Source organism: Candidatus Rickettsia kedanie (assembly GCF_045865205.1).
Lineage (GTDB): Bacteria > Pseudomonadota > Alphaproteobacteria > Rickettsiales > Rickettsiaceae > Rickettsia > Rickettsia australis.
Map to the genome: position 1 here is coordinate 1 of NZ_BAABMM010000002.1, position 13,611 is coordinate 13,611.

A 13,611-nucleotide genomic window follows, 5' to 3' on the forward strand; every position below is an offset into this window, starting at 1 on the left:
ATAATGTGTACTTTCAAATCATACTGGCTATGGCTACTTTTTCTATAACTCCTCATATCTCTTTATAAATTCGTTGCCAAGGTAACTTCATTATATCTTCCCTTCGCCTTTAGGCGAAGGGATTTCTCATCCCCGATAGGGACATTAATATATAGCTATCAAACCCAATCATAGTAAAAGGCAGAGATAGCAAAGCAAGCGGCATAAGAAAAAATGATGTTATTGGAACAACAATGAGATTAGCCGGTACTGAGTAAGTGGAAAATATGAAGAATTAATTAATTACCACCGGATCTGTTATAATACTTGCTAAGAAGCTTGAATAAATATTTGAAGCCATATAAAATTTACTGCTCCAAAAATGCCTTTATTTTCCCCAATTAACCACGAATTTTTTAAGTAAAACTCGAAACCTGTAACAAGTGATAATACGGCGATAAAAGATAATTGGAAACTTGAATGAAAAATATATTCGGGATTTAACGATAATATTATAAAAGCTGCAATTGCAAGTGAACGAAGAGGAAAGCAAGAGCGTCCGATAATAATACCGTAAATAAAGATTGCAGCAGTAATAAAGGCGCTAGTTGCTGCAATTTGCATACTGCTTAGCTCTAAATAACCAAAACTTCCTATTAGTGAACAATAAGCAGAGATTAATTTTATATTGAAATTATATGTCAAATAATTTGAGAGATTTAATAAAAATCTTGTAATAAGGAAAATAAGCATCCCAACTAAAGATAAATGCAAACCTGAAACGCAAAGCACCTGTGATATACCGCTTTGCCTCATATCATGTATTATTTGCCTGTTTAAACCTTTCGTCTTACCGCGCAATGTCGCAGCTGCAAAATTTCCTTTATCATTTCCTAGCTTTTCTATTAAATTATTATAAATATAAGAACACACTCTATCACTAAAGCTATCAAAATTTGTCTCGTTACGTTCTATAATTTGTGGCTGCGACATGGCATAGCCGTTTGCCCCTATATCCGATAGATAAGCATAAAAACCAAAATCATATCCCCCGGGGAGTATACTATTTTGCGGCTTATAGAGTTTAGCAAGCAAAGTAATTCTGCCATTTACCCTAATTTCTTGTATATATTGCTGCGGTATGCTAATCTTTACTTTTCGTAAATCATGATTAATTTTTTCTATCTTATACTACCTAATACTACTTTTCCTCCTATAATAGTCGGTTTTATTGATTCTATTTTACCGCTAATTTTTGTTATTATTGGTTTATGAAGTGTTACACCGTGTAAATTTATCACACTATATTTGGAGATAAATACGCCAAAAATAAAAGCAATAAGCATCCAGTAAGCAAACTATAAAAATATATTAGAATTTCTAGTAAAGGTTGATATTAGGAAAGCACAAAAAATGAAAAAAAATTGTTATAAATAAAAGCTCAAAATCAAGCAAAAAATAAACAATAATACCGTAAATAAAACTAACAAAATACCAAATATTGAAAATTATACTCTGCTTCCAAAGTTTTTTAAAATATTGTAGCATTTCCAATCAACAATTAAAAATACATTATATGTTATATCGATTATATTTTCAATCATTAGAATAAAATTCTCTTATAATGATCAGTTAAGATAAATTAACTGATATATTGCTTTTTATTAACTTATGTATTATAATGCCCAACATTTATTGTATGTAAAATTTTAATTTAAATTGAGATATTTGTAATGAAGAAGTTAACAGAACAAAATTTACTAAAAAAATCAAGATTTTTAAAATATTCTATGCTTACCTCTATTTCAGTAGGAGCGATAATGGTAATGCCTGTTGAAGGAATGGCGATGAGTAAAGAAGCATTTCGCACCGAACTCAGCAGGAAATTATCGCCAAATCAAGATACGACAAGTACCTCACCGCGAATAGGAACAGTAATTGTACCGGGACTGGAAGTAAACACATATACTCCATCTGAAATAAGAAAAATGGAAATATCTAAGCAATCTAAAGCATTTAATCCATTAAAAGATATTCCTATAGAGGATCGTTATAAAGTAGTAGCACGTAGTAAGTCTAATGTCGGGAAAGCAAGAAAAGCACGACCAATGACTAGAAGCAAAACACTTGTAGGTGCTGAAAAATTAGAGCAAAATCAAAATAATTATACTCCTGAACCAACAGAGCAAATGCCTCAAAAACCAGAAATTATGATAACAGCATCTTCGCCTACTGTTAGCCCAGCTTCAAGTGGCTTTGTCACTGCACCTAATACACCAAATACTACTCTGGTATCACCGGAACATTATACTACGGCACTTGGTACTCCGTCATCAACACCGGCAACTCCGTATCAGCCTACTCCAGATTCTAAACCAAATGATAATTTAGGAGCTAAGACACCACCAAATACAAACTCAAAAGTAGCACGCAGATTATCGTTTAGCAGTAGCGAACCGCAACAGACAGTACAGCCTAGTAAATCAACGGTTCCTCCGATACCGATAACACCTATACCGTTGCCTATAAAAAAAAGCAGTACTGAAATTGCAGCAGGAATGGTAAATAATATATTACAAGTTAATGAGATGTTAGGAATCAAGTTAGCTGAAGTAGAATCAACAATTAAAAATACCCAAGGCAAAAAAAATAAACAATCGTTACAACATCTACAAAAACAGATAGTTGTAGCACAGAACAAAACAAAAGCACTAACGTTAAAAGCTGCAAAGATAGGAATAAAAATAAAAGAATTAGATGAAAAAAATAAGAGTCTAGCCAGTTGTAACAAAGAGACAGGAGGAGTAAAAAATAAGTATAAATTCGATAAAGATAGTGCAGAAGTAAAAGCAAATAATAAAAAAATAGATGCACTTCAACAAAAGTTAAAAAATAAAAACGAGGAAGCAAATAGTTTATCTAGAGAAGTAGGTAGGATGGTTTTAACAAAACCCCAAGGAAAAGCTCCAGCTACGGAGATGCAGCCGGTTGGGTCATTCTTAAATCAGCAGCAACAACTAGAGATGCTTACTCAACAGCAGGAAGTCAATTCTGCTAGACAAGCTGTAGTCGATAAAATGAGAGTGGAAGAAAAAGTAAAAAGAAATAGTGCAGAATACAAAGATCTAATAAGTAAAAGAGAGGGAGTGCAATTAGAACAAAATCAACGACATATTGCTGTAGAAAACACACAAAAACAGCAACAAGTGGAGGATCAGCAAAGAATTGAAAGAGAAAAGAAAAGAAAAGAAAAAAATCATCAAAAAGAAAAAGCAAAAGATATAGTAGGAATCAGGGAAGATATTGCAAAAAAAATGCAGCAAATATCAAATGCTAATACAACATCGAACAGGTTGCAAGAATTAGCATTAAAAGTAGGCGCTATAGAGGATAAAAAGCAAAGACAAGAAGCACAAAAACAATTATCGCAAATAAAGAAGCAAGAAAAAGCTATAAAAGCGGTGGCAGATCAAGCTCAAAAAATATCGAATGATGCAAAAAAGGAAGTAAGTAGAACAAAGATACAAAAACTGCAAAAGCAAATGGGCTATCATGTTGCAATGGTAACAAATGATAAGATTGAAGAAAGTATAAAAAAACTGGAGAGACTAGTTCTGACTTCGTCAACAACTTCTTCTACTGCTACTATTTCTAAGCAGTCGTTAACAGCAAAGTCAACCATGCCATTAAGTCATGAGCTTCAGAGAATTTTGCCGGAGGCGGAAGATGGGTACTTAGAGCCAATAAAAGTTCAGCAGCAAATACAAGAAAATCGTTCAAAAGAAGGTTCAAATCCTAACTTTACAACATCTTTAGAATTATATCCGGAAGAAGAGGGGCTTAAAAGCATTGATTTAGGACTTGGGAGCTTGCCAAGAAGCGGTGCTTCGGTAATATCTCAACATATAAAGGAATTAAATAACCTAGCGTCATTGCCTTCACTAAACCAAATACAGCAAGAACGGTCCCTGATAACAACAAATTTGTTATTATCAAAAATATCAGCATTAAGTGATGATGATTTTAGAGCAGTGGCAAATGCAGTTCATCCTAAAATACGACCTATATTAATATGTAATAGGCAAAAAGAGAAAGAAGCTAAACTAGTAGAAGCTAAAATGGCACATCACCAAGCTGTTCAAGATGCAGTAAAAACTCCAAATAGTACTCAGGCAAAAGAGGCAGTAGAAAATGCAGCTAAGTTATTTGTGCAATATAATAATAGCTTTAAATTAACGCAAGACCTTCTTGATGAGCATAGCAAGAAAGATTATAAGACGCCTCAAAAAGTGACTAATTCCATTAATGGTTTGGATTTGGTAGTTCTTGCAGAATCGCAACAGTTTAAAGAACCTAGATCACAAAGTCTAGAAGCTCTTGATTTAGCTGGATCTGTATCATCACAATTGCAGCAAAATCCAAGTGATCAGGCGAAAAATCAAGAAGCGGTAATAGCAGATTGCTTTGCTCAAGAACAAGAAAAGCTAAAGATTATCAATTCATTCAAATCACCAAAGACAGATTTGGCTAAAGTTGGCTTGGGGTTTTCAAGTTCACCTGCAATTAACGGCTTAGAGGATTTAAGCGGTTCTAATGTTATGAAATTAGGGAAATTAAAAGCTGAGTATGACAAAATAACCAATGATTATCAAACTAAGGAATTGGAGTTAGAGACTTTAAATCACGATGATCCAAAATTTAAGAAGTTAATGCTTGAAGTATTTGAGATGTCGAAAGAAAAGATTTGGTTAGAAGGGGAGCTAAAGCATCTAGATACGGAATCTAAGCCTAAGGTAACTGAGAGTAAGCCGGTATTTTCACGTTCATCTTCAGCTAGTATCCTAAACAGCTTATACAACGATCATGATTTAAGTAGTTGTGATGTTGTGCCTCCAGTAGATACTCTAACTATAGACACTAATAAAGATTTGGTAGAGCACTATATAAGAGTATTAAGCATTGCAATACAAAAAATGGAAGCATTGCTTGGTTCAAGTGCTAGAAGTGAAGAACTTACTCATATTAAAGAAGAAATGGCTGATATAAGTAATATTATACAGGATGTAGAAGCATTAGATAACAGAATGCTTTTAGCAATAAATGTACGATTACAAAAACATAATACAAAAATTTCTTCGTTACTTCTAGAGCATGATACGAGCAAGGAAGCTGAAGATATTTTTGTTCAGTCATTGTTACAAGAAATGTTAGTGTCAGCTGGTCAATCAGAATCTACCTTACCTGCAGGCCAAGAAGACACAGAAGTAACAGACTCTGGTATTCAAAAAGCAGGAGATAAAGGGTTACTTGCACTACATGTATCAAGTAATGAGTGTGCATTGGCATTAAGTGACGGTATAGAAAAGGAATGTTTAGCATTAGGTGATGGTAGCGAAGATGAAGAAAGGTATGATTCAGGATTTGAAGAGGAAGAAGAAATAATAGAGCAATTATCCGATTTCAATGGGAGTAACCTTAAAATAACGGCAGTTGATACGGCTATTCCTCTTGAACAGAAAGCAACAAAAGAAATACAAACGCAAATTTCAGAAAATCCTCCTACTTTAAATCAAGCACAAGTTGTTAATGTTATTGTACATAATATGATTCGTAACAGATTAGATGCATCTATGAATATGGCTAATAATATTGTAGCGGTAGGAGCCGGTGATGAAGAAGAGTCTCGTATAAAAAGAGGTTTGTGGATGCGTGGTATGTACGGCACTAATAATCATGGACGCGTAGAAAATATGAACGGTTATAGAGGTACTAACAAAGGTGCTACTATTGGGTTTGACATTGAAATCGACAATAATATTTTAGGTATAGCTTACAGTAATGTTCATTCAGTATTTAAATTTAAAAATAGTAAAAATAATGACAAAGAACTTATTGATAGTCATGTGATTTCTATTTACGGACAACAAGCATTACCAAGGAATTTTGCACTACAAGCTTTAGTATCTGCTTCTAAAAACTTTATTAAAGATAAGACAACTTATTTATACGGTGATACTAAAATTGGAAGTAATGTAAAACATCGTAATCATAGTTATAATGCGGAAGCATTACTGAATTATAATTATCTTTTGCAGAACAAGTTTGTTATTACCCCAAATATCGGCTTAAGATATGGGAAGTCACGAGATGGGGTATATAATGAAACTGGTATTAATATACAGGAAATAGCTCTTACAATGAAAGAGAATAATATATTGTCTGGAATTGTCGGTACTAAAGTCAAAGTACCTTTAAAAGATGCTCTAAAATTTAATAATTTAGGTCTAACATTCCAAGGAGCGGTAGAACATACTTTTAAAGAGAAAACCCAAAGAATAAATAGAGCTGTTAAAATATTAGATAATACATTCAAACAGGATTATCTAATACCGAAGCAATCGAAAACATCCTATAATTTAGGAACGGGTATTATAGGCAGTATCAAGAATACTACTATTTCGTTGGATTATAATTATTATCTAAATAAACATTATAGAAGTCATCAAGGTAGTGTTAAGCTTAAGGTCAACCTATAATTTTTATACTTGCAATATTTGCAAAGTTGTTGTATAAAACTTCTAACTTACCGTCATGCCGTAGATTAATTCCATCATTGTCATACCGTGGCTTGTCCACGGTACCCAGAAAAAAAACTAAAAATACTAATATTAGTATTTTTAACTGGATTCCGTGAATAAATCACGGCATGACAACAAAGAAACTGAGCTGGTCATGGCCACTGTATGACTAATATATCTATTTGTCTACTTTCAAAGTGAAGGCCCCTTCGTCTAGCGGTTAGGACACCACCCTTTCACGGTGGGAACACGGGTTCGAGTCCCGTAGGGGTCACCATTCTAGATTTTCCTATAAACTCATTATCTCAAATAATCTAATTTTAAATTCAGAATAAAAATAATAGTTGAAAGTAATCACTTTTAATTTATAATGATTCAGAAAGTTTGGTTGAAAATACAAAGTTTAGTTCAATTAGAGCTAAGTATATTTATGAAAGCAGATGTGTTTTCTTCAAAAAATCCGGTTAATACAAGTGATTATCAAACAATTATAACGTGTCTAGAACAGAACGTCCCTTCATTTATTTATCTAGGTTTTAGCAATCTACATTTAACACTTCTGCAGTTAGAGGAAATAGCTGCTAAAATCCAAAATAATAATTTTATCGGTAATGTAAGCTGGGGCAAGATGCCTAATGCTTCTAATGATCTTGTACAAAAAATCGAAAGTAAAATTATCTTAAATAATCAAAACTATAAGCATCATCCTAATGACTTTGTGCATGGTTTATTTACTTTGCACGCTTATATAGATTCTAAAGAAAATGATATTGTAAAATTTGTTGTAGAAAAAGAAAATAGTGAAAAGGTAAAAATCTGAAATGTAAAAGATTGGAAACTATTTTAAATATTTAACAAGCCTAAAATAAGCAGATATTATGCAGTAGCATATAAATTTGAAAAATTAGATTTGCTTAAAACTAATTCACTGCTTAAAGCTCATTTTAAAAGTGTTCTGGGTGGACAGATAGTTGCACAGCAAGCGGCCGCATATGCAGCTACAGGGGAAATTACCAAATATGCTGAAGGGAACAATTATAATTTATCTTTTACCGGCCATTCCTTAGGTACATGGCTTGCAGAGCTTAGTTTATATTTTGCTCATAGAGATTTTCATTATCCAAAAGCAAAGGCAATCACATTTGATAGTCAGGGTTTAACTACAGAAAATCTTCAACCGCAGATGCATAGTCATGAAACTACCTTTGACGTGAAAAATTTAAATATAACAACTTATTTAGCAGCTCCGAATTTTGTAAATGTCTGTAATTTGCATATTAATAAAGCATATAGATTATTTCCTACAATTACTCCAAAGCATACAGGCAAGATAATAAATATATTAAATAAAACACCGATAATTAAAAACTATACTCCCTTGTTAGATGGCGTATTATCATTATCCGGTTATTTACTTGACCCAATACTAGGTATCCCAAAACCGGTAAGCCGATAAAATATGAACAGATATTAGATTGGCCTAGCATAGAATATAATCCTAAAGATAACACACTAATAAATAAGGCACTTGATTTTATACCTTTAGCAAGGCAATCTAATATATAAAAATGCTACTGCAACGACATTTGGAAGCTTCTTAAAGGTAATCGATCAGCTTATAAGCGGTAATATTGCAACTGGACAATTTTTAGAGGTTTATAAGCATTGAGAAAATAATGCTGCACAAAAGGAATACCCATCAAAAGAGATTATAACCCCTGAGGGAAAATGTGAACTTTCTTACGAAGGACATTATCGTACAGCAAAAGTAAACTTGTCTGTAGATATAGTAAATACGAATAATAAAGGAAGTAGCGATTACTATTTAAGTCAGTTCAATAATCTAAAGATAGATGCACAAGAAATATCGAGTTTAGTTAAGCAACAATTAAAAACCATAAAAGAGCAATATAAAATAGAAAGTAAAAATAGCAAAGACTACATATTTACAAGCTCACCTAACATTAAAGTAGATGATTTAAGAGAGCAAATTTTAAGGTTAATTGAAGTTAGTCCTGAAGCAAAAGAAGTATTAGAAGATAGCAATGCTTATACTAATAATGAATCAATTAAAGTTACAGAAAATATAATTAGCAATGTACCCCCTTTATCAACTTATAATCTGATTGTCCGTAATGAAATATTACAAAAAATAGAAGAAACTTTAAACAAAAAACGATTTGTAACAGTTAGTGCTTTCGCCGGAACAGGTAAAAGTACAATAGCTATAGCATATGGTGGTAAACAAAGAGATGAAGCAAAGAAAATAGTACGTTTTATTTATGCAGATTCTGCAAACAAGGTCCTTGGAACATATAGACAACTTGCTGAGGAACTAGGAATCAATATTAAAAATAAAACAGAAAAATTAATAATAAGTTTGGTTAATAAAAAGATTGCTAATTTCAAACCGGCTATATTATTTATTTTTGATAATGTCGAAGACTATACAGATATAGAGCCTGATCTTAACAGTATAATGAATATACCTAACTGATAAGACACAGGTGATAATTACTACTAGACATAATAATTTAAGCGATAATATAGAAAATATTAAATTACTACCTTTTAGTAAAGAAGAAGTAAACGAGCTTGGTGATAAAGAGTACGTATTACCATTTAAATTATCTAAAGCGGCAACGTATTTAAAGGAAAATAAATTACTTAAAGTAAATGATTATATTAATAGTTATGTTTTGAAGCAATTTGTTTAATAGCTATTTATATCCTAATAAAAATTTCACTTGTGTAAAAGAATTTGCTATATTCTACCCTGCATTAATAAAAACAATAGCAACCGAGCATCCAGAATATTTTATTGACGGCTCGATATTACGGATATGTGTTGATGATAAAGCGATTCTAAAGAAATTGTTAGGTCGTGGTTAGTGTGACTATGTAGTGTTACTGTCATCACGAGAAGAATCAGATTTATCCATTAAATTTTTAGCAATATTACTTTCTGAAAGCTTAGCTGATTGGAAATATTCGGAAACAAGTTTTATCACTTCATCACAAAATTCATCTTGTAGCTCTTTACTTGCGGTTGATTTTTGATTTTGAATTAACTGTATAGCATCAGATTTTTTATGCTCTAAAAATTCTTCAATTTCTTTAGTTTTTTCTTGAATGAGTTTCTTGGTAACTTCATTGCTTTCTTCTATCATTTGAGAGCGTAAAGTTTCTAATTTTTGTATTTGTGCGTTGGTTTGTTCAAAGAGCAAAGCAGCATCTTCTTTTAACTTTTCAGCTTTTAGAACTTTTTCTTGGACTTCTAAAATCTTAGCATCTAAAGAATTTAAAATGGCTTTTTTTGCCGGTCTATAAATTAAATATACAAAAATTACAAAACTCACGGCAAGCCAAAAGCTTTCATCTAGGAAATTCATTATTTTACTTTTATATTTTGTAGTAAATTCATATCTGCTTTAGTTCCGGCTATTTTTTCAATAATATTAACTGCGAGCTTTATTATTGCTTCGCTTTTATTAGTTCTAAATTGCTTAGCAGCTAAATTTATACCTTCAATATTTTGATTTATAGAGTTTTTTAAATCTTGCTCTAGATTCTTTTTTTTAATTAAAAATTCTGATTCTAAAGAGTCTATTTTTTCTTTTTTTAGCCTATCTATTTCGGTATTTGTTTTGTCTATTTCCTCGTTATAATATTTATTTAGCTTTTCTACTTCTTGGGTTAGCGTATCGGCTTGTGTAATATTATATTGAATATTTGTCTGTCTATTATTAAAAATTTCTTCGGCTTTTGGAGTTATAAATTTATAAACAAAGATATATAATAAGCCAAAAGTAGCAAGAAGCCAAAAAATTTGTGAATAATAGGTAGCAATATCAAATTGAGGCATCTTATTTAAAAATGAATTTTAAGAAAAAATAAGTAATATAGCAATTACAAAGGAAAAAAGTCCCATTGCTTCAGCAAGCCCTGCACCGATCAGAGCCATTCTTTGTAAGTTTTCTGCAGCTGAAGGGTTTCGTGCTATTGAACTCAGTAGAGAGCTAAATATATTACTAACACCTAGAGCCGCACCGTACATGCCGATAGCCATAAGCCCTATACCAATAAATTTTAAAGAAACCATGTCCATAAAAACCTAACTTTTAATTAATCAAAAAATTTTATCTAATTATCTGTATAATAGGCTTTGTGCACAACGCATCTAATAAAGAGGCATTTGAAGGAAATACAAAGCACAGAACCGCAACGTACAAAAAAGTACGTGAGGATTCGAGCATCGGATTGACTACAAATTACCTTTAGAAGCAAGTTGTGTGACAGGCCTAGTGTAAATTAATAGCATCATTAAGATACATACAAGATAAAATAGTAAAAATATAAGCTTGAAGTATTGCAACAAAAATTTCAAACCCAATTAGTATCACCATAAGAGGGATTGGCAGAAATTTCAAGTAAATCATTAATGAAACGGTAAAACTGGCTATTACTTTTAATAAAACATGTCCCGCCATCATATTAGTGGCAAGTCGCAATGATAAACTAACCGGTCTTGCTAAATATGTAAACAGTTCAATTACTATCATCAATGGTGCTAACCATAAAGGAGTACCGTATGGTAAAAAAAGAGTTAAAAAACGTAAGCCGTGTTTTACGAAACCAACTATAGTGACCGTTAAAAATACTAGAATTGCTAAGGTAAAAGTAACGATAATATGACTAGTAGCAGTAAAGCTATAAGGTGTCATACCAAGCAAATTACAAAATAAAATAAAAATAAACAAACTAAAAACTAACGGAATAAATTTGCGTCCTTTTACTCCTATATTCTGATTTAACATATCAGCTACAAGATTATAAACTATTTCAGCACTTACTTGTAATCTAGAAGGTACTAATTTTCGGTTATAAAAAGCTAAGTAAAAATAAGTTAGAGCTAAGATGCTAGCAAGTAACATATAGATACTCGAATTAGTAAAGCTGACGTTAAAACCGAACATTTTGATGTCTATCAATTTTTTGATATCAAATTGTGCTAAAGGGCTGTGAGTCATTTCCTTATTTTCTGCATTATAATGTTAAAGCCGGCAATCATTCCTATTATTGTAAATACAATAAGAAATAATGGTTTAGAATTAAAAAACTTATCCGTAAATATTCCGATTACGACCCCCACCATTGTACCTGAAACTAAATCTACAGCGATAGTGAACGGGCTAATTTCTTGCTGAACCTTAGAATTAGAAATCTTAGAAGTTTTGAAGTCTTTAATTCTTGCTTTGATATCTTTTAGTTTTTCCGTATTCATACTATATAGTATTAAATTACAAACTCATCTTATTTTTTGCTTTTTCTTTCTGCTCCTCTAAAGCTTTATTGACTGCCGTAGAAATACTATCTATACTATAATTTCCGGTTTGTACTCCGTTAACGAAGATAGAAGGAGTACCTATAAATTTTGGTGTTTTTGCTACAAAATTAGTATTAGCAATTAGCGTTTCAGTAATTTTATCACTATTTAAACATTGCTTATATTCTTCCGGAGGAACACCGCCAAGCTGACCTATATCAGTTAATAATTCTCTGTATTTATTGCTATATGCCCATTTATCTTGTTGTTGTAATATGATATTATGAAACTGTACAAAACTATTTATATCACCCTTGCAACGGGCTAAAATTGCAGCGTCTAAATCTTGTTTTGTAGCAATAAATTCACGAACCACATATGCAATTTTATTAGTATCGATATATTTTTTCTTAAGTTCCGGAAAAATTGTTTGATGATAATAAGCACAATGCGGACAGGTAGGAGAAAAATACTCGACTACTATAACATTTGATTTTTTGTTACCGAGAACCATATCATTAACATCAACTTTAAAAGTTACTTTAACAGGTTTTATTTCAGGATTTTTTTGTTCTTGTGAAGTCGGCGTTGATACTTCATCAGTCTGATTATTATCGTTAGCAGGTACTATCGATTCAGCTGCATTTTCAAAATTTACTGCTTCTTGATTTATTTCTTGAGAAGTGTTGTTGTTTTGCAGATTCTCCTGCTCTATTATTTGTTGCTCTTCTTGGTTCTTATTTTGTGTTTTTTCTTCTGAACAACTACTCAAAAATAATAAAAATATCGGCACGATCAAAATACTTTGCATAATTTTCCCTTAATTATTAACTTTCTCTACAATAAAAGCGTATCAATTTTATTTCAATAAAAATATCTACTTTATAATAGAAGCAAAATGTGCTATGCTATAGAAAATAATCGTCTAACATTAAGTTCTTAGGCACTAAAACCACTAAGGAGGCATTAATAATGGCAAATACAATACAATCCCAATCCGAAAATAAAACCGAACAAAAATCCGAGTTTAAAATAGGGCAGAGAATTGTCTATCCTGCACATGGAGTTGGTGAAATAACAAATATTGAATATCATACTATTGCAGGTACTGAAATTAAAGTATATGTAATTTCCTTTTCACAGGATAAAATGACACTAAAAGTGCCTGTTAGTAGAGCTGCGGTTGTTGGGCTTAGAGCGGTTGCAAGCAGAAAAGATTTAGATGTCATATACTCAACTCTTCAAGGTAAACCAAAACAAGGAAATAGAATGTGGAGTAGAAGAGCCCAAGAATATGAAGGCAAAATTAACTCAGGTAATATTGTAGCCATAGCCGAAGTATTACGGGACTTACATAAAAATGTTGATAATGATCGTTCTTATAGTGAAAGAACACTATACGAATCAGCTTTAAATAGGCTTGCAGGCGAACTTGCTATCCTTGAAAACATCCACCCAACCGAAGCAATTAATAAGTTAGTTGAAGTATTACGTGAAAAATTAGTAGCATAGATATACTCGTTGAACTTGAAAAATTGGCTACGTCGCCTTTGTAAGTCCTCGGATGCTCAGGTATTAAGTATATACTCCGCTCCTCGGCTTACCATACGCGTCAAGTTAAGGGATGTTTATAAGTTTAAGAGAAGATAAAGTAGATTTTTTTGTTTTCCTATATTTATCTTTTAAGCAAAAACTTACCCAAGCTATTCGTAAATTTTTAAAGAAGTT

The 13,611-nt window shown here is 31.9% G+C and carries 14 protein-coding genes, 1 tRNA gene and 1 pseudogene; 8 read left to right on the forward strand and 8 right to left on the reverse strand.

Annotated features, from left to right (window positions below):
* Positions 1–145 precede the first annotated feature (145 nt).
* Positions 146–795 (reverse strand): annotated as a pseudogene (locus tag ACKTSD_RS00060) (ComEC/Rec2 family competence protein); the annotation flags it as partial.
* A gap of 365 nt (positions 796–1,160) precedes the next feature.
* Positions 1,161–1,325: a hypothetical protein gene (locus ACKTSD_RS00065; RefSeq protein ID WP_412707434.1), complete on the reverse strand. Its 165-nt coding sequence runs from the start codon at positions 1,323–1,325 to the stop codon at positions 1,161–1,163.
* A 387-nt stretch (positions 1,326–1,712) separates the two neighbouring features.
* Here ACKTSD_RS00065 and ACKTSD_RS00070 point away from each other — a divergent pair, with 387 nt between their 5' ends.
* From ACKTSD_RS00070 to ACKTSD_RS00100, 7 genes are all read left to right on the forward strand, one after another.
* Positions 1,713–6,515 carry an autotransporter domain-containing protein gene (locus tag ACKTSD_RS00070; protein ID WP_412707435.1) on the forward strand — a complete coding sequence of 1,601 codons (4,803 nt, stop codon included), beginning with the start codon at positions 1,713–1,715 and terminating at the stop codon, positions 6,513–6,515.
* A gap of 244 nt (positions 6,516–6,759) precedes the next feature.
* Positions 6,760–6,834: transfer RNA gene (locus ACKTSD_RS00075), tRNA-Glu, on the forward strand.
* Between the two features lie 93 nt (positions 6,835–6,927).
* Positions 6,928–7,377 carry a hypothetical protein gene (locus ACKTSD_RS00080; protein WP_412707436.1) on the forward strand — a complete coding sequence of 150 codons (450 nt, stop codon included), beginning with the start codon at positions 6,928–6,930 and terminating at the stop codon, positions 7,375–7,377.
* A 90-nt stretch (positions 7,378–7,467) separates the two neighbouring features.
* The gene (locus ACKTSD_RS00085; protein WP_412707437.1) at positions 7,468–8,013 is read left to right on the forward strand and encodes a hypothetical protein; all 546 of its coding nucleotides are present in this window, start codon (positions 7,468–7,470) and stop codon (positions 8,011–8,013) included.
* A gap of 318 nt (positions 8,014–8,331) precedes the next feature.
* Positions 8,332–9,054, forward strand: a complete 723-nt coding sequence (locus ACKTSD_RS00090) for a P-loop NTPase family protein (RefSeq protein ID WP_412707438.1) — start codon at positions 8,332–8,334, stop codon at positions 9,052–9,054.
* Between the two features lie 10 nt (positions 9,055–9,064).
* Positions 9,065–9,274, forward strand: a complete 210-nt coding sequence (locus ACKTSD_RS00095) for an NTPase (RefSeq protein WP_412707439.1) — start codon at positions 9,065–9,067, stop codon at positions 9,272–9,274.
* Positions 9,267–9,449, forward strand: coding sequence for a hypothetical protein (locus ACKTSD_RS00100; RefSeq protein WP_412707440.1), 183 nt, complete (start codon positions 9,267–9,269; stop codon positions 9,447–9,449). Before ACKTSD_RS00095 ends, ACKTSD_RS00100 begins: the two co-directional genes overlap by 8 nt.
* A 5-nt stretch (positions 9,450–9,454) precedes the next feature.
* Here ACKTSD_RS00100 and ACKTSD_RS00105 read toward each other — a convergent pair whose 3' ends face one another.
* From ACKTSD_RS00105 to ACKTSD_RS00135, 6 genes are all read right to left on the reverse strand, one after another.
* On the reverse strand, positions 9,455–9,949 hold the full coding sequence (locus ACKTSD_RS00105) for a F0F1 ATP synthase subunit B (protein ID WP_412707441.1): 495 nt from the start codon (positions 9,947–9,949) through the stop codon (positions 9,455–9,457).
* Positions 9,949–10,422: a F0F1 ATP synthase subunit B family protein gene (locus ACKTSD_RS00110; protein ID WP_412707442.1), complete on the reverse strand. Its 474-nt coding sequence runs from the start codon at positions 10,420–10,422 to the stop codon at positions 9,949–9,951. Before ACKTSD_RS00110 ends, ACKTSD_RS00105 begins: the two co-directional genes overlap by 1 nt.
* An 18-nt stretch (positions 10,423–10,440) precedes the next feature.
* On the reverse strand, positions 10,441–10,665 hold the full coding sequence (locus ACKTSD_RS00115) for a F0F1 ATP synthase subunit C (RefSeq protein WP_412707443.1): 225 nt from the start codon (positions 10,663–10,665) through the stop codon (positions 10,441–10,443).
* A 193-nt stretch (positions 10,666–10,858) separates the two neighbouring features.
* Entirely contained in the window at positions 10,859–11,587 is a 729-nt protein-coding gene (locus ACKTSD_RS00125) for a F0F1 ATP synthase subunit A (protein WP_412707445.1), read from the reverse strand.
* Positions 11,584–11,841, reverse strand: coding sequence for an AtpZ/AtpI family protein (locus ACKTSD_RS00130; protein ID WP_412707446.1), 258 nt, complete (start codon positions 11,839–11,841; stop codon positions 11,584–11,586). Before ACKTSD_RS00130 ends, ACKTSD_RS00125 begins: the two co-directional genes overlap by 4 nt.
* Before the next feature lie 16 nt (positions 11,842–11,857).
* Positions 11,858–12,694, reverse strand: coding sequence for a DsbA family protein (locus tag ACKTSD_RS00135; RefSeq protein WP_412707447.1), 837 nt, complete (start codon positions 12,692–12,694; stop codon positions 11,858–11,860).
* A 161-nt stretch (positions 12,695–12,855) separates the two neighbouring features.
* Here ACKTSD_RS00135 and ACKTSD_RS00140 point away from each other — a divergent pair, with 161 nt between their 5' ends.
* Entirely contained in the window at positions 12,856–13,395 is a 540-nt protein-coding gene (locus ACKTSD_RS00140; protein ID WP_412707448.1) for a CarD family transcriptional regulator, read from the forward strand.
* The last annotated feature ends 216 nt before the right edge of the window (positions 13,396–13,611 follow it).

Coding starts and splice junctions, on each gene's coding strand:
- ACKTSD_RS00065 (WP_412707434.1), bottom strand. CDS start 1,325: ATGCTTATTGCTTTTATTTTTGGCGTATTTATCTCCAAATATAGTGTG.
- ACKTSD_RS00070 (WP_412707435.1), top strand. CDS start 1,713: ATGAAGAAGTTAACAGAACAAAATTTACTAAAAAAATCAAGATTTTTA.
- ACKTSD_RS00080 (WP_412707436.1), top strand. CDS start 6,928: ATGATTCAGAAAGTTTGGTTGAAAATACAAAGTTTAGTTCAATTAGAG.
- ACKTSD_RS00105 (WP_412707441.1), bottom strand. CDS start 9,949: ATGAATTTCCTAGATGAAAGCTTTTGGCTTGCCGTGAGTTTTGTAATT.
- ACKTSD_RS00110 (WP_412707442.1), bottom strand. CDS start 10,422: ATGCCTCAATTTGATATTGCTACCTATTATTCACAAATTTTTTGGCTT.
- ACKTSD_RS00115 (WP_412707443.1), bottom strand. CDS start 10,665: ATGGACATGGTTTCTTTAAAATTTATTGGTATAGGGCTTATGGCTATC.
- ACKTSD_RS00125 (WP_412707445.1), bottom strand. CDS start 11,587: ATGACTCACAGCCCTTTAGCACAATTTGATATCAAAAAATTGATAGAC.
- ACKTSD_RS00130 (WP_412707446.1), bottom strand. CDS start 11,841: ATGAATACGGAAAAACTAAAAGATATCAAAGCAAGAATTAAAGACTTC.
- ACKTSD_RS00135 (WP_412707447.1), bottom strand. CDS start 12,694: ATGCAAAGTATTTTGATCGTGCCGATATTTTTATTATTTTTGAGTAGT.
- ACKTSD_RS00140 (WP_412707448.1), top strand. CDS start 12,856: ATGGCAAATACAATACAATCCCAATCCGAAAATAAAACCGAACAAAAA.